This is a genomic window from Desulforhopalus vacuolatus (assembly GCF_016918505.1).
In the GTDB taxonomy this organism is placed as follows: domain Bacteria; phylum Desulfobacterota; class Desulfobulbia; order Desulfobulbales; family Desulfocapsaceae; genus Desulforhopalus; species Desulforhopalus vacuolatus.
Genome location: NZ_JAFFPZ010000001.1, coordinates 118,876 through 134,066 on the forward strand (window position 1 = coordinate 118,876; position 15,191 = coordinate 134,066).

General features: G+C 48.4%; 13 protein-coding genes and 2 pseudogenes. 7 read left to right on the top strand and 8 right to left on the bottom strand.

The genetic code is table 11. From position 1 onward, the window contains the following. Positions 1-348 precede the first annotated feature (348 nt). Both JWG39_RS00495 and JWG39_RS00500 read right to left on the bottom strand, forming a co-directional pair. Positions 349-936, bottom strand: a complete 588-nt coding sequence (locus tag JWG39_RS00495; RefSeq protein WP_205217382.1) for a TerD family protein — start codon at positions 934-936, stop codon at positions 349-351. Positions 937-1,008: 72 nt separating this feature from the next. Next, positions 1,009-1,593 (bottom strand): TerD family protein, encoded by a 585-nt coding sequence (locus JWG39_RS00500; protein WP_205217383.1) that lies wholly within the window; start codon positions 1,591-1,593, stop codon positions 1,009-1,011. An 883-nt stretch (positions 1,594-2,476) separates the two neighbouring features. On the opposite strand from JWG39_RS00500, the gene JWG39_RS00505 reads away from it, so the two are divergent. Both JWG39_RS00505 and JWG39_RS00510 read left to right on the top strand, forming a co-directional pair. Then, positions 2,477-2,950 carry an alpha/beta hydrolase gene (locus JWG39_RS00505; protein ID WP_205217384.1) on the top strand — a complete coding sequence of 158 codons (474 nt, stop codon included), beginning with the start codon at positions 2,477-2,479 and terminating at the stop codon, positions 2,948-2,950. Positions 2,951-2,959: 9 nt separating this feature from the next. Further along, complete coding sequence (locus JWG39_RS00510) at positions 2,960-3,430, top strand: hypothetical protein (RefSeq protein ID WP_205217385.1); 471 nt, start codon at positions 2,960-2,962, stop codon at positions 3,428-3,430. A gap of 375 nt (positions 3,431-3,805) precedes the next feature. Here JWG39_RS00510 and JWG39_RS16380 read toward each other — a convergent pair. Further along, positions 3,806-3,895, bottom strand: a pseudogene (locus tag JWG39_RS16380) (helix-turn-helix domain-containing protein); the annotation flags it as partial. A 261-nt stretch (positions 3,896-4,156) separates the two neighbouring features. Between JWG39_RS16380 and JWG39_RS00520 the strand changes: the two are divergent. After that, positions 4,157-4,732 carry a hypothetical protein gene (locus tag JWG39_RS00520; RefSeq protein WP_205217387.1) on the top strand — a complete coding sequence of 192 codons (576 nt, stop codon included), beginning with the start codon at positions 4,157-4,159 and terminating at the stop codon, positions 4,730-4,732. A 113-nt stretch (positions 4,733-4,845) separates the two neighbouring features. Here the strand turns inward: JWG39_RS00520 and JWG39_RS00525 are convergent. Next, positions 4,846-5,166, bottom strand: a pseudogene (locus tag JWG39_RS00525) (IS30 family transposase); the annotation flags it as partial. Positions 5,167-5,311: 145 nt separating this feature from the next. Here JWG39_RS00525 and JWG39_RS00530 point away from each other — a divergent pair. Beyond that, positions 5,312-6,148, top strand: a complete 837-nt coding sequence (locus JWG39_RS00530) for an MBL fold metallo-hydrolase (RefSeq protein WP_205217389.1) — start codon at positions 5,312-5,314, stop codon at positions 6,146-6,148. 244 nt (positions 6,149-6,392) lie between these two features. Further along, complete coding sequence (locus JWG39_RS00535) at positions 6,393-7,247, top strand: DMT family transporter (RefSeq protein ID WP_205217390.1); 855 nt, start codon at positions 6,393-6,395, stop codon at positions 7,245-7,247. A 109-nt stretch (positions 7,248-7,356) separates the two neighbouring features. Here JWG39_RS00535 and JWG39_RS00540 read toward each other — a convergent pair whose 3' ends face one another. Continuing rightward, entirely contained in the window at positions 7,357-7,782 is a 426-nt protein-coding gene (locus JWG39_RS00540; RefSeq protein ID WP_205217391.1) for an FKBP-type peptidyl-prolyl cis-trans isomerase, read from the bottom strand. Between the two features lie 252 nt (positions 7,783-8,034). Between JWG39_RS00540 and pyk the strand changes: the two genes are divergently transcribed. Both pyk and JWG39_RS00550 read left to right on the top strand, forming a co-directional pair. Then, positions 8,035-9,777, top strand: coding sequence for a pyruvate kinase (pyk, locus tag JWG39_RS00545; RefSeq protein WP_205217392.1), 1,743 nt, complete (start codon positions 8,035-8,037; stop codon positions 9,775-9,777). Beyond that, entirely contained in the window at positions 9,774-11,039 is a 1,266-nt protein-coding gene (locus tag JWG39_RS00550) for a BaiN/RdsA family NAD(P)/FAD-dependent oxidoreductase (RefSeq protein ID WP_205217393.1), read from the top strand. Before pyk ends, JWG39_RS00550 begins: the two co-directional genes overlap by 4 nt. Here the strand turns inward: JWG39_RS00550 and JWG39_RS00555 are convergent. From JWG39_RS00555 to JWG39_RS00565, 3 genes are all read right to left on the bottom strand, one after another. Next, on the bottom strand, positions 11,020-11,661 hold the full coding sequence (locus JWG39_RS00555; RefSeq protein ID WP_205217394.1) for a DUF3299 domain-containing protein: 642 nt from the start codon (positions 11,659-11,661) through the stop codon (positions 11,020-11,022). The genes JWG39_RS00550 and JWG39_RS00555 overlap by 20 nt on opposite strands. A 43-nt stretch (positions 11,662-11,704) precedes the next feature. Next, positions 11,705-12,958: a hypothetical protein gene (locus JWG39_RS00560; protein WP_205217395.1), complete on the bottom strand. Its 1,254-nt coding sequence runs from the start codon at positions 12,956-12,958 to the stop codon at positions 11,705-11,707. 113 nt (positions 12,959-13,071) lie between these two features. Beyond that, positions 13,072-15,036, bottom strand: coding sequence for a M48 family metalloprotease (locus JWG39_RS00565; protein WP_205217396.1), 1,965 nt, complete (start codon positions 15,034-15,036; stop codon positions 13,072-13,074). Positions 15,037-15,191 lie beyond the last annotated feature (155 nt).

A 15,191-nucleotide genomic window follows, 5' to 3' on the forward strand; every position in this document is an offset into this window, starting at 1 on the left:
TACAACCTTTCTTACTCTTTAGTAATGATTTCAGCATATCAGGTCATTTCTCTCCGGGAACTGCTGCTAATTAATCAAGGGGTAGGTGTCTCACTCATATTGACACAAAGGGGTGTCCAAAATGCGTAAAGAAACAAAAATATCCAGAGTGAAAATTCAATCTGAACTAGATTATATTACCCAATCACCGTTTCAAACGGTGATTGGGTACCACTTGGCAACAACTTTTGTTCGTCACAAATCCAAGTGCAAAGAAATCTTCCGGCATATTTAGTTTAAACTCTATAAATGCAAATCTACCGGATTATCTTTATGCACAGTATCTCCCTGAAAATGACCTGAATAAAATCATGTAGCGTTCAGGCCATAGGTAGTACATGCTGCAGAGAGACCACCTGAGTAGCCCTGTCCTACAGCAGTGAATCTCCATTCACCACCCTTCTTGTACACTTCACCAAAAACCATTGCTGTTTCCATGGAATAGTCTTCAGTAAGATCAAAGCGAACAATTTCCTGATTGTTGTCGTCATTTACAATACGAATAAAGGCGTTGTTGACCTGACCAAAATTTTGTCCCCGGCTTTCGGCGTCATGAATAGTACAAACCATAGCCAGTTTGTGAATGTTAGCATGTTCTTTGTCCAGTTTGGCAAGATCGACTTTTATAACCTCATCATCCCCGTCGCCGCCACCGGTTAAGTTATCTCCCAAATGTTCAACTGCCCCACCAGCTCCTTTAAGATTATTATAGAAAATGAAATCACTGTCACCACCAGCTTTGTCGGCTTCATTGAGGAGAAAAACTGAAGCGTCTAAATCAAAATTCTGGCCATCAGTCGCGCGTTCATCCCAACCGAGCCCAATGTGAATCTTTGTCAATCCTGGTGCTTCTTTTGATAGTGATATACGCCCACCTTTTTCTAATGATATAGCCATTGAAAATCCTCCTTTGTGATAATAATTATTGAGCAGTGATAAGAAATGAATTGGTATTAGGGTACCCATTAATTAAAGAGAAGGCAAAATTATTGGTATCAGCTTATCAAAAGTTCGCCCACTTCCCCAATCCTCAAGTGCTTTAAATTTCCATTCTCCACCATGACGATATAACTTTGCGATGACGAGACCTGTATGCCCTCCACCCTGCACGCTCAGGTTATAATGGGCGATCTCTTTTCTACCTTTGTTATCTTTGAGAACACAAAATGCATTAGGTATACCATCAAAAGTGGCGGACGAAAAACTGTTAACCGTAAAAACAAGGGATTGAATATCCTGCGGCACAGAATCCAGTTTGACTAATATCTCCTCATTAGGTGTGCCTTCTGCACCTCCACCAGTGAGGTCATCACCGGTATGAGTTATAGAACCATCTGTGCTTACCAGGTGTTTAAACCAAACGGCGTCCTTTAGTTGCTTTTGGCCATCAAACATGAGACACGATGCATCCAGGTCAATTTCTACTTTTTTGACTCCTCCAAAAAGTCCCTTCTTTTCTTGCATGCTCCACCCTAAGCCAAGTACTGCTTCAGTCAGCCCGGGGGCCTCTTTCTTGAGCGAGATGTTACCGCCCTTAGTCAATTTTATAGCCATAGTATTACTCCTTAATTTTAATCTGTAACCAATAAAACACTTCGCAATAAAACCAGGTACAATTTGATACAATTTACACTCTGCCACAGGACTAGCTTTAAAATTGTACAAATCCCAGCCTGACCAAAAAATTATATCATTCTAAAATAAAAAATAAAAGCTTAAATTCCAAGAATATGCCTCCCGAGACTCAACAAGCAAATTATAGTCCCTGGCTGGTGAAGCGATACTCTTTTGAATTTATAATTGTCGATATATTGGTAAGTTAGCAGTATCTGCTGGCTCAACTCAGCTGCCAGGCACTATATGTCGCGATCTATATGTTTCACTTTGGCCCTTAACCATCTGGACTACCACTAACCGCCCCCCTTTTTCCTTAGAGATAAGGATAGTGTAGCCACATCAGACCGAGATAGCAATGTCCAGGCCGTGCGTATAAGCCCGTGTAGCCAACGCCGACATTTGACAGTCTCCCACGAACAGGAGTCTTTTTTTGTCCAATGCTTTCAACGCTTGATCAATGACAGGAACGTATAAACCGTCATCGGCACGTTCTCCAGATACTGTTGATGTCGCCAGTGGAAATCCCAGGGGAACAAGGCTTGACATCATATTTCGCACTTCTCTAAATGTTTGATTATACTTGTTTTTTTAAACTAAAACAAGCTGCCTGATCCGGCATCATGATAAGCGAAACCGTTGTGGCATCTACACGTACTCTTTTTTGATCAAGATCGTAAACTCGAATAAAAGTCTTCCCAAGCCCGATTTCGACATTTTGCCAATGTCCGGGATTACTCAGTTTTTTGAGCAGGAGAGTCAATCGATCATCGGTAAAATCTGTTTCACGGATGTGCTGCCCGGTAATTTTTTCCAGAGTATAATGCGCCAGGATATTTATTTTATTGCGAACAGTATGGAAAACAGAGCTTCAACGAGGACGTATATTTCACTGATCACCGAAAATCCACATTTAAAATCACGATTCACAGAAATAATTCTTGCCGCTCCTGCTATAGATGCTAAGGTGTTTAATCGTAAAATTGTACCCGCAATGGTACAAGCAGACAATCCATTCACGTTGTACGCTTCATCTGAATATCTTGCATTAAAAGTCTCTAAAGCAGTTCATGGAGGGGAGCACTCAAGAGCTGGAGATTCAGAAAAATACTTGATCGTTTTTCAGGTATTGAAAATTATAGATTCTACAAATAAAAGAACAGGACTCAAAAAGATACGTTGTGTTAATGAGATATCTTCAGGATTTAAAAAAAGAAAGATGAATATAACTCATTTCACTGAATTTCACGAAAAGATCGAAACCAGTATCTCAACTATGTGTGAATGGCCACAGTAAAGGAATCAAATGAAATTACCTAAACAGCTGGTGGAAGAAAACGTCGAATCAGACGTCCGATTGGTATTAGAAAAAGAGAGAATCCCGCTTTATAGTGATTCGAACTTTTTTATTCCTGTTTTACAACTCAATCCAGAATTGGCTGAGCAACTTTATCGTGCGAAATTTCTTGGCGAATTGACAGTAAGTTATTGGGCGGTAGAAAGAACTTTAGAAAATGAACTGCACGGATTGCAAAATGTAAATAACAAAAGCGACCGTGTTTCAAGATTGTTAATTGTAACAAATGACGGATCACCTCGTTTTTATCGCCAAATAGAGTTCCTTCATAAGAAACAGGGAGGAAGGGTTTTGATTTGTCGGCTGGATATTGATTCTTTATTGATGGGAAATATTCTCAAACTTAAAGATAAGCAGGTGAAGGCTGTCCTTCTGAACAGAAAGGAATCGGTGGTAAATGTGCTTAAAAGTCTGCTTTAAGCTGGCGCGTGTCTCTTGTGGGTAGAGGAAGAAAAGGGGGCAGGTCGCACAGTTTTCCCAACAAGATAATACACCGGATAAACCTGTGATCTGCGACGTTGCCTGCAGTTATCTATAATCAAAGTATCTCCAATCAACCTGGCCACTGGATTCAAGAACAAGTGAACACGTTTGCCTGTGAAATTTTCCAGTGGTGTCAGCCCTTTTAAGACCTTTCTCGGTGTCAAATTCAACAGAAAACCGATGGCTTATAGATTCTGGTGACCACCCAGGTCGAAGCCACTTCCAGATTCTGGTGACCACCCAGGTCGAAGCCACTTCCGTATAATCTGCACTGCTTCTGGCCTTTGTTTTGTGGCCTTCTCGGCGAATTTCACGTGAAATTGTACTCTTAGAACGATTCAGTGTATCAGCAATCTCTGTCTGAGATCTTCCAGCTTGAAGAAAAGCCATGATCTGGTACCTTTCTAAAAGAGTGCGTTACTGGCAGCTGGTGCCCGGCCCGTATAGGGGAACCTCCGGTCAGGTTGTGGTGACGTAACCATACCGACACAGCTCACTCTTTTTCATATTACGGTGTTGCACTTATTGTACTAATCCAGCGTTGTTTTTCAGGTGAAATCAAGACCTGACAAGATCAATCACAGCAACAGCTGACGCGGCGCGTGTCAGCAGCGTTAACTGTCTGCGACGCAAAAGCGCAATTCATCCCAAGTGAGAGGCAGTATGGATTTAGTCTTACAAATATGGGGAGGTACTTTTTATCTATCAAATAAGATATTACTCGCACTTTCAGAAGGCAGGACAGGATCATCAAGAAAGAAATTCAAAATTTCTGCGTGGTTAACCTACCTTATTGGTGTTCCAGCCTGGGTTACTATTTTAGTAAGCCATCAAAATTGGATAGCATCATCAATTGAGGCTGGTGCAACACCAGCCATGCTTTTGGGTTTATATAATGCTTATTATGACAATAAAAAACCAAATAAAGCATTCAATAACATTGTTACGGTAATTACCTGTTCTTCTCTCATTTTTGGACTTTCATATAGTATAAGTTATCATTCAGGTATTACTTCCATCTCACAGGTTATGGAAGTTGGAATGATGTCAGGTTTTCTATTGGGTAGCAACTATTTGGCCAAAGGTAAAAATACAGGCTGGCTTTTCTTTATGTTAATGAATATGAGCACGGCAGCATTAATGTTATTGCAAGAAAAACAAATATTAATGGTGCAGCAGTTGCTATCACTTTTTTTTGTTATGTATGGCTATAATAAAACTAGACTTAAACAGAACTAACGAAGGCTGGATTCAAGTAATAAGTGCAACACGCTTGCTAATGAAGTTTTCCAGTGGTGTCAGCCCTTTTAAGCTCTCTCTCGGTGTCAAATTCAACGACAAAACGCCGTTGTCTATTCCTCTTGAGAAAGAGTTTTTATATCATTTTTTTTTGGACAGAGTCTTCTAAGTCCGTCATTGCTATTTTCATTTGTTCCTCTCTGCCAGCTTGTGTATGGTTTCGCAAAAAAAACATCAATGGAATAACATTCATTGGTTTTGGCGTGAGCTGCAAATTCACTGTCATTGTCCATGTCATTGTCCAGCTTCAATGTCTCGTTACGCCCCGTCATTATGTCAAAAAGGCCGTTTATCACTGAAGCAGCTTCATTCTTGCACTTCGTCTGTGTTCGGCCACAAAGCGTAAAACGACTGGCACGCTCCACAAGAGCAACAAGGGAAACGTTCTTCCCATAACCAAAATTTAGGCTTGTTTTCTATAAATCTTATGTATATTATCCAATTTAGGGGGAAAAACAGTTCCAGCTCTAAGGAGCTATTAGTGAAATACAGAGAAAAAGTTTACGTGGGATATAACTTATGGAATTGAAAGTTTTAGTAGATAACAATACAATAATTGATCGTTATTTTTTGGGTGAGCCCGCAGTCTCCTTTTTGATACGTGATGATGAAACAAAAATATTATTTGACGTGGGATATTCAGAGATATTCATAAAAAATGCACTGCAAATGAATGAATCCCTTAGAGATATTAACTATGTTGTCCTCTCCCATGGGCACAATGATCATACTGGCGGTCTGGTTCCTCTGGCCAGGTTCTATGCTGAGGCAAAAGCTGAGAACATAAATTATATCGATCCCACGATTATAGCGCATCCAGATACTTTTTCATACAAAGAGTACGACGGTAGTGATATTGGTTCCATGCTGGACGGGAATAAAGTTGGCAAATATTTCACTACCCGTCTGGTACGCGAGCCGATGTGGATAACTGATAATATTGTTTTTCTTGGAGAAATAGCAAGAGGGAATGATTTTGAAAACACTGATCCGATCGGGAAATGTGAAAAATCCGATGTAATGATAGACGATTATGTTAAAGATGACTCTGCAATTGTATACAAATCGCATCAAGGTCTGGTTGTCATTACAGGTTGCTCTCATGCTGGTATATGTAATATTATTGAGTATGCAAAAAAAGTGTGCGGTGAAAATCGAATTGCAGATGTAATTGGGGGTTTTCATCTTATTGCACCAGGCAAGACTCAGGTTGAAGGGACACTGAAATATTTTGAGGCTCAGCATATAAAAAATATTCATCCATGTCATTGCACCGGTTTGAAATATAAAATTCAACTCTCAAAATCAACGAATGTCATTGATGTTGGAGTTGGTTTATCTCTTCATTATCAATAAGGTTCCTTGAATAACCAGTCTTTCGCCCATATTCGATGTTCCCATAGCAACCACGCACAAAAGGTCTGTAAGAATTGAAGAACTTCAAACAGCTCAATATCATCCCTGACCACCCCGGGCAGGGTCACAGTACTCAACGAAAAACAAACATTGTGAAGAACGCCCTCCTGGAGCTGACCGCCTCCAGGGAGATTGCCGGGACCGGCATACACACATCCTGTATGGTCATAAGGGAGTCCTGGTCATGAAAGCGGGTATACTTGTTGAAATAATCTCTGCCATGCTGATGGGAACTCTCGGAATATTTTCACGCAAAATAGATCTGGATCCGCGTCTCCTTGCCTTTTGCCGCCTTTTCATCGGCAGTGGTTTCCTGCTGCTCACCCTCATCTTCTGCGGCCGTCTCCGCACGCTGCGTCTCTGGCCTGGTCTGCGGATCTTCGCCAGCGGGGTCTTTCTCGGTACCTTTGTCGCCACTTACTTCATGGCACTGCAGCTCACCTCGATGGCCAACGCCGTCATCCTGCTCTTTCTTGGTCCCCCTATCGCCTCCATCTTCGCCCATTTTTTCATGGGTGAAAAATTGCGCACCATCAACGTGGTACTCATCGGCCTTGCCATCCTCGGGTTCGCCATGCTGCTGGAATTCAAGTTCAACTTTCCGCTCCACGGTCGTCTCGGCAGAGGACTGCTCTTTGGCATCGTCTCCGGCATTACCTACGGCGGCTTTATCATCTGCAACCGCACAAGAGGAAAGGGGCCCACGTTGGATCGCACCTTTTATCAGCAGATGGTGGCCAGTCTCTGTCTCATCCCCTTTCTGCTTTCTGGCTGGCAGGAAATACCCGGCATCACTGGTGAAACATGGCTGTGGCTTCTCGGCCTCGGCTTCTTCCCTGGTTTTATTGCACTGTACGGCTCAGTTTTCGCTCTTGAGCGGCTGCCGACGATAATCTTTGCGACTCTCTCCTATCTCGAACCTCTCTTCGTCGTACTCTTCGGCTGGTATCTTTTCGGGGAACATCTGAGTGTAATGCAGGCGGCGGGATGCGCCCTGGTGCTGGCCAGTGGGGTGGTAACGGGCGTGTCACGGAAATAAAAAAAACGCGGTTCTGTACAGCGCCGCAGGACACCGAACAGAAACCGCGTTTTTTCGTCCCTGTTCCACCCAAAAAACAGATGGAGCAGGAGAGAGAACGGGAAGAGAATTACTTTACTGCCAACAGTTCAATCTCAAAGTCGAGATCCTCTCCGGCCAGCGGGGCGTTGGCATCAAGGTAAATGTGGGTTTCTGAGATCCTGCTCACTGTAGTACGCAGGAGTTCACCGTGGGGGCCACCAACCTCCAGCATCATCCCCACTTCCGGGTTCAGATCAGCGGGCACCTGATCAAGCGGAGCCTCAATCATCATGTCGGGATTATGTTCACCGTACGCCTCAGCGCAGGGAATGTGAATTTTCTTTTTTTCCCCTACTTCCATACCAATCACACCCTTCTCAAAACCAGGAATTACCTGACCGCCCCCCACCTTGAACTGCAGCGGGTCGCGTCCCTCGGAAGAGTCAAAAACTTTACCATCCTTAAGCGTTCCCTTATAATGTACCTGGACTGTATCGTCTTTTTTTACCGTCATTGGAGAGTTCTCCTTGTCAAAATTGGACAAACGCCTGTATCACGCTTGTTTGTATTGCGGTCATACACCGCGCCTCGCAGGATTGAACTAAAACCATAACATATTGTTTTACAAGCACTTCTGCAACATTTGCACCCTGTCAACAGAATTATTCACAGTATTCTTTACTTTTTATTCCCTGAAATTTCTGCCATTCCGTCTTATAATATGGATGGTAAAAAATTCATCCTGTGAAATAATTCAAGGAAAACAATGCGCAAGACCAAAATCGTCGCAACTCTCGGACCCGAAACTGATTCTGTCGACAAAATTTATAACCTTATCATGGCGGGGGTGGATGTTGCCCGGATCAATCTCTCCCACGGCAATCGCGCCAGCATTGAAAGGGCAATCAATCTTGTCAAAGAGGCTCGGGAAAAAGCTGGTAAACCCACAGCCATCATGCTCGACAACCGCGGTCCTGAAATCCGTGTCTGTGAAATTGAAGGCTCCCTGCAGCTTATCGCCAACCAGATCCTAACCCTTACAGGCGACAACACCTTTCACAGTGCCAGCCGAATAGGATGTAACTACGCCGGTATCGCACAAGATGTTTCTGTGGGGGAAAAAATCCTCCTCGACGACGGCAAGATCATCCTCATTGTCGATAAGATCGAAAAAGACGATATTATCTGCACCGTACGGAACACGGGGAAACTGAGCAGTCGTAAACGGGTTGCTCTGCCCGAATCCATCGTCAACCTTCCCGCCCTTTCCGACGAAGATATCGATGACATCATTTTCGGTGTGAGACAGGGGGTCGATTTTATTGCCGCCTCCTTCATCCGCAAGGCCAAAGATGTCTGGGATGTGCGTAAACTCATTGAAGAACACGGCGGGAATCTCGCCATCATCTCCAAAATTGAGAACCAGCAGGGCGTTGACAATGTGCAGGAAATTCTTGAGGTTTCTGACGGCATGATGGTCGCCCGCGGTGATCTCGGCGTTGAGTTGCCCGCTGAGCAGGTACCAATTATTCAAAAAAAGATCATCCGCATGGCCAACGAGGCTGGCAAGCCGGTTATCACCGCCACCCAGATGCTGGAATCAATGATCTCCAGCCCCTCTCCCACCCGCGCTGAGGCCAGCGACGTCACCAACGCCATCTTCGACGGCACCGACGCGGTGATGCTCTCCGCCGAAACTGCCGTAGGGCAGTATCCGGTGGAGGCAGTGCAGTTTCTCGTGCGTTGCGCTGAAAGTGCCGAGGCTGCCATGGATTATGAGGCCCTGCTTGCCGAGGGTCTGCGTTATCGCAAGAAAACCATCACAGACTCAATCTCCTACGCCTGCTGCGCTGCAGCCCAGGACCTTGAAGCCCAGGCGATTATAACCTCAACAACTTCCGGTTCCACCGCACGAATGGTCAGCCGCTACCGGCCCGGTACCCCGATTATCGCCGTGAGTACCAACGAGAGTAAACTCCGCCAGTTGCAGTTGGTCCGGGGAGTAACCTCCCTTCCCGGACGCAGGCCTTCCTCCATGGATGAACAGCTTGACATCTGCGTTGAAACCGCCCAGAAGGCCGGTCTGATAAAACACGGCGACCTCGTCGTCATCACCGCCGGCATGCCACTCGGCATGGTGGGCAGCACCAATCTGATCAAGGTGCGAACGGTGGCCAACGTCTGTTTCCTCGGCCAGGCAGTCTCTCCAGGTGTCGCTGAGGGTGTGGTGCGTCTTATCCGCAAACATGCTGACTGGGAAAATCTGCCAAAAGATGCCATCGTTGTACTGCAAAAAACCGACAGCAGTATGATGGAGCAGCTGCGCTTCGTCCGTGGCATCATCACCGAAGCAAGTGGTCTCACCTCCCACGCGGCCATTGTCGGCCGGGAACTCTCCATCCCCGTCGTCTGCAACGTTCCAGACGCCACCTTTACACTGGAAAACGGTCAGATAATTACCATTGATGGTGCCTCCGGGCAGGTCTCTTTCGGCCGGGCCTCCGTATGAAGACAAAGAGAATAATAGTTATTGGCGGCGGCGCGGCAGGCCTGCTCGCCGCGACATCCGCCGCCCGCTGTGGTGCAGAGACCGTACTGCTGGAGAAGATGTCCCGTACGGGGCGCAAGATCGGTATCAGTGGCAAGGGGCGCTGCAACATCACCAACTCTGCAGGTGTTGAGGAATTTCTTTCCCATTTCGGCCGAAACGGCCGCTTTCTTCGGCAGTGTTTCCAAAATTTCTTTTCAGAGGATATTCTCAAACTCCTTGAAGAACAGGGAGTTTCCTCCGTGCTTGAGCGAGGCGGCCGCTGGTTTCCGCGCAGCAGCCGGGCGATGGATGTGGTACGCGCCCTCTCTGAAATGGCAAAAAAGAGTGGAGTGAAGGTTCGCCACGATACACCGGCAGAGGAAATTGTTCTGCGTGACGGTGCAGTGTGCGGAGTACGTGCCGGAGGGAAACTGATTGAGTGCAGTCAGGTTATTCTCGCCACCGGCGGCCGCTCCTATCCACGCACCGGCTCCTCCGGAGACGGCTATCCCATGGTCACCAGACTCGGGCACACAGTGAGCGAACTCTATCCGGCCCTGGTTCCCCTGGTAAGCAGTAAAAAACTCACCGGTCTTAACGGCCTGAGTCTGCGCAACATCTCCCTGCGTCTCTTTGTCAATGGTAAACGCAAGGCACAGGAGTTTGGCGAGATTGCTTTTCAGGATGGTAAAATTGCGGGACCGCTGGTACTGACACTGAGTGAAGGGATTGTGCGGCTGCTCAATAAGGGGAAGAAGATTGAGCTGGCCGTAGACCTGAAGCCGGCACTGGATGAGGCAAAACTCGACGCACGACTGCGCCGGGACCTGGAAAAGCGCCGCGAAGAGAAGATCAGCTCGATTCTGCGCGGCCTGCTGCCGGAAGAACTGGTTGAGCTGTGTCTTCACGAGTGCGAACTTGACGACAGCATCGACACCACCGCCTTTTCGGCAAAACAGCGGGTAAAATTGCTGCACTGGTTGAAGGATTTCCGTCTGCCGGTGGTCGGATACGGCGGCTGGGCCGAGGCCATTGTCACCTCCGGAGGCGTCTCCTTGAAAGAGATCGACCCACAAACCATGCAGTCGCGACTGGTTCCGGGGCTCTATCTCGTCGGGGAGCTTCTCGACCTCGCAGGGGACACCGGCGGTTTCAACCTGCAACTCGCCTTCTCCACCGGCTGGCTGGCGGGAGAGTCAGCGGCGAAAGCCATGGCTTCCTCTACTCCTCATACGCCCTGACGACGGTGACGTTCATCGTATAGGCCGTCTTCATCTCAATGCTGCCAGCCTCCAGTCGTACCCGACTGGTGGCTGGTCCCGCCTGCAATATCCCGCTTGCAAAAACGGGACGCGAGGGATGCGGCAATTTCATCTCCACTGGCACTGTCACCAGCACCGTCTGATTTGCCGGTGGCGGCGGGTCATGAGCATTACCAATCCACGGGACCAGTACACACATATTTTCTTTTCCCTCAACGGGAAGCAAAAAACCCGGCAAGTTCACCTCTTTTTCCAGCACTGCCGGATTCACCTTTTCCGCACCGGAATTTCGTACATCACGGTATTCCGCCCAGTCAAACCCGCGCGCCTTGAAATCTTCAACAGCCTTGTTCAAATCTTCAATGAGGTCGGCATCATCGGGATCAATCTTCTCCGGCTGGGTCTCCTTCATATAGACAACCCAGCCCGCCAGTCCCTTATCCGCTTCGGAAAAACTCTGGTAGAGATTTTCCTGCAGTGAGGTGCCGGGAAGAGAGAGATCCTGCCATTCAACAGCCTTCACCAGCGTAACATCATCAAAACTGGCGGCACTGCCCACCGTTGCGGGGAGCAGCAGGCACAACAACAAAAAACATCGCATTCTTTCTCCTGTACAGTGAGAATATGGGGACAGCAGGTATTACTCAGTGAAGACCAAACTCTTCATACACCCCGCCAAGGGGAACAGCATAGCAACTCCAGTTTCCCTGTCCTGCCTGGCTGCAGCTGTAATTAATCCCAAGAACTCTGCTGCCCGTGGCAGAGTCAACCAGCGGGCCGCCATGAAAGGAGCCAGGCAGATTCATCGCGGATTTCATATAGATACGGCCGGATTGTCCACGATAGAGATTTCTCCACTCTCCACGAATGCTCTCCAGAACGCTGCCCCGCTGACCACCTACGGCAAGGAGACGCGCCCCTTTCTGCAGACCAGATTCAGAGAAATCGTTTTCATCTTTGAACTGTGCAGCCATCTGCTCTCTGCCCACCTGCAGGAATTCCATTGATTCACCCTCAAACTCAAACAGGGAGAGGGCATAGTTTTTTCCTTCCACGATGGAAATAGCCCGGCGATGGCTGCCATCGGCAAACACCAGCACATAGTCCGAGACCTGCAGTCCCTTCTCGATTTTTTGCACTATTCCGCGCCACTGTGCTGCGGTCTTCTCACCCATTTGTAGACGGGTACGGGCAGTGACCTGTGCGGGATCGTTTTTCTTCACCAGAAAATCCAGCCGCGCCTGCTGTGCCTTTACCCACTTGTCTGCCGTGGCAAGGTTGCTGAGTGCCCATTCCTGCTTGCGGGCCGAACCCTCAATACCTCTGCGAACGGTAACCACATGTTTACCATCAAGGAGAAATCCGGACACCGGTCCCCACGGAGTCTGCACCACCACCGTGCCAAGGTAAACCCGTCCGAGCCCCTTCGGAGCGCGCGTCGGCAGCTTCATTTTTTCAATCAGGGAGTTGCGGATCTCCTCTGCAGCCTTCTTTCCCGTCTCCACTCCGGCCGTCACTTCTTTCTGCTGCGTTGGTGCAATTTTCGCCTTTGACTCCACTGAGGTCGCCGCAGGAAGCAGTGCACGTACCCTGGAGAAGATATCCCCCCCGGTCAATTGAAAAAACAATACTGCGATGGTACAGAACAAAAGGAAAATCAGCAGAGAAAAAAAGAAATAAGAACCACGGGAACTGCCGGGAACGATGTCCTCCGCTTCGTTAAATCCAGAGCCATCCTGCTTCACAAGGGTATTCTTTGCAGAATGAAGCCTGTTTACACGCGGGGTCTCCGGTCTTTCAATCTTTACCATGTGCACCCCGGGTGTTGGGGAGAGTGAGGTGAGATCTGCTCCGCAGAGAGCGCATTTCGTCGCATCCTCGGGTTGACGAGTGGACATTCCATAGTGTGTTCTCCGCAGTTCAGGTATTGGATCACGCGTGCCAGCCAAAAAAACAGAAGCAAAGCACGAATTATTCAAAAAGGATGTCATTTATCCGCGAGGTAATCTGCTCAGGGAGCCGGGCGAACAGCGTTCGGAAGAATTGAAAACGGTGCCATCGGGGCATCAAGCAGCGACCCGAAAGTGCGAAAGAGTTCCGCCTCCCTGACAGTGATTTGCCTGTCCGCAACAATCACCTGCCGACAGCCCTGCAGCAACCTTTTCTTTGTCGCCGGTTTCAGCCGGGCAAGGGTATACAGCGCCCGCTCAAGTGTGGAATACTCCGGCATTCGGGGCAGCAGCTTCACGCCCTGAATTCCCATGGCCTGCACCCCGGCGGCAAAACTTTCCGCAATCCCGCCAGCGTTCTTCTCTTGTACCTGTCCCGCAATGGCAAGAGTGGAAAGCAGGCAGCTGACAGCGTCTCTTCCGTTCATCAATTTCATAATGCGAATATCGGGCGCAAGACGCTTGCGCAGGAGGGAGAGGAAAACCCACTCCCGCAGTTCAATCCTGCCGTCCGCGTCCACAAGACGGCCAGCCAGTGTAAGATACTCCTCACTCTGCCGGGGACTCATACTGCGCAGCGCTGGCATGGCAAGATCAAAAAGGGGCAGACGCTGAGCCTCCGGAATATCGTATTCCAGCCACTTTTTGAGAAGCCGGAACATCTCCTGCGGCAGGTAATTACGCAGAAGCGTCCTGCTCTTTTCACTTTCCTCGAAAATCAACAGAAGGGGAAGGAGTCGGGCGGTACAGCTTTCACCCGCGAGGGAAAGGAGTTCCTGCGGAATCCCCTGTTTGAGAAGACGGCCAACCTTCGGATCCATCTTCCGGTCTGTGTCCGCTCCATCCCGAAGGGCTGTAGAAGTGGCAATTCCCACCGCAGCAGCAAGAACTGTTTGTTTTCGAACAGACGTATCTGCCCCTGAAATAGCGGAAGATACCGGGCCAGTCTGTTTCCTTTTCTCAAACAGCCAGGCATCAAGCGTTCCATCCCAGGCAGGATCAATCGCCAGAATACGTTGTTCAAGCGGGGGATGGTCGGCAAGAGCAGCAGAAAACAGTTTGAATTTTTCTCTTCCCGCTGCCCCGAACATCATAAAGCCCATTTCCCGCGCCTTTTCCGAGCGCATGAAAGTGCCGGAACTCTGTGCCAGCAGACGTTTCAATGCGCCACCAATGGTATCACTGTCCCGGGTAAACTGTACTGCACCGGCATCGGCGAGAAATTCCCGCTGTCGAGACACCGCTGCCTTGAGCAACATGGATGCAAAATTTCCCCCAACGCCAACCAGCATAAGCAACAGATAAATAAAAAATACTGTGGGCCCCGGCTTCGAGAGCGTACGGAATTTTGCCCTGGAAGAATTTGTCCCGGGCAGGCAGGCAGTGCCAAGCTGTGAAAGACCGGACAATGCCCCGGCCATTGCCACAAGACGCATATTGAGACGCATATCACCATTGAGGATATGGCTGAATTCATGACCGATTACCCCCTGCAGTTCTTTACGGGTAAAGTGATCAAGTGCGCCCTGTGTGATCCCGATAACCGCCTCATCCGGAGTATTGCCAGCAGCAAAAGCATTCAGCCCCTGCTCTTCCCGCAGAAGGTAGACTGGAGGTACCGCCATCCCGGCGGCCAGCGCCATCTCCTCCACCACATTGAGAAGCTGCTTTTCAGAAAGGGTTGTGAGTATCTCCCTGTTGAGCAGTTGGCCGCCGACAGATTCAGCAATACCTGCCCCGCCGCCCCGCCGGCAACTGATATAATTGAAAAAGGAGAAGAGAAAGACAACAGCAGAGATAACAGTGGCCGCCATCAGCGCGTGCAGCACAGGCCCCCCCGTACGGGACAGTGTACCTGCCATATTGTCGCCTGAAAAAAAGTAGATATGGCAGAAGCTGCTCACGAAGGGAATCATGCCCAGGATGAACCAGTAGCAGAGAGAGACAACAAAAACGAGCAGGATGAAGTAAAGCAGGAGCCATCTCGTCCGGCGTCTGGCATTGTCCTGTTGTTGAAAAAAGTCCATTGTCCCGGGGAGAGGGCAGAATTGCCTGGAAACAAAAAAGCAACAGTTGCATACGCCGTCCGGAGTACCGCTTCTGCTGCCGGGAACATCGAATAATTGCCTGTGTTCTTCGTTCCAGTCAAAAATTATCTTCGAAGGAAGTGCCAGACTCCGAT

What these genes read in the sequence shown, in the direction of transcription:
- JWG39_RS00495 (WP_205217382.1), bottom strand. Translation starts at nt 936, where the DNA reads ATGGCTATATCATTAGAAAAAGGTGGGCGTATATCACTATCAAAAGAA.
- JWG39_RS00500 (WP_205217383.1), bottom strand. Translation starts at nt 1,593, where the DNA reads ATGGCTATAAAATTGACTAAGGGCGGTAACATCTCGCTCAAGAAAGAG.
- JWG39_RS00505 (WP_205217384.1), top strand. Translation starts at nt 2,477, where the DNA reads ATGCGCCAGGATATTTATTTTATTGCGAACAGTATGGAAAACAGAGCT.
- JWG39_RS00510 (WP_205217385.1), top strand. Translation starts at nt 2,960, where the DNA reads ATGAAATTACCTAAACAGCTGGTGGAAGAAAACGTCGAATCAGACGTC.
- JWG39_RS00520 (WP_205217387.1), top strand. Translation starts at nt 4,157, where the DNA reads ATGGATTTAGTCTTACAAATATGGGGAGGTACTTTTTATCTATCAAAT.
- JWG39_RS00530 (WP_205217389.1), top strand. Translation starts at nt 5,312, where the DNA reads ATGGAATTGAAAGTTTTAGTAGATAACAATACAATAATTGATCGTTAT.
- JWG39_RS00535 (WP_205217390.1), top strand. Translation starts at nt 6,393, where the DNA reads ATGAAAGCGGGTATACTTGTTGAAATAATCTCTGCCATGCTGATGGGA.
- JWG39_RS00540 (WP_205217391.1), bottom strand. Translation starts at nt 7,782, where the DNA reads ATGACGGTAAAAAAAGACGATACAGTCCAGGTACATTATAAGGGAACG.
- pyk (WP_205217392.1), top strand. Translation starts at nt 8,035, where the DNA reads ATGCGCAAGACCAAAATCGTCGCAACTCTCGGACCCGAAACTGATTCT.
- JWG39_RS00550 (WP_205217393.1), top strand. Translation starts at nt 9,774, where the DNA reads ATGAAGACAAAGAGAATAATAGTTATTGGCGGCGGCGCGGCAGGCCTG.
- JWG39_RS00555 (WP_205217394.1), bottom strand. Translation starts at nt 11,661, where the DNA reads ATGCGATGTTTTTTGTTGTTGTGCCTGCTGCTCCCCGCAACGGTGGGC.
- JWG39_RS00560 (WP_205217395.1), bottom strand. Translation starts at nt 12,958, where the DNA reads ATGTCCACTCGTCAACCCGAGGATGCGACGAAATGCGCTCTCTGCGGA.
- JWG39_RS00565 (WP_205217396.1), bottom strand. Translation starts at nt 15,036, where the DNA reads ATGGACTTTTTTCAACAACAGGACAATGCCAGACGCCGGACGAGATGG.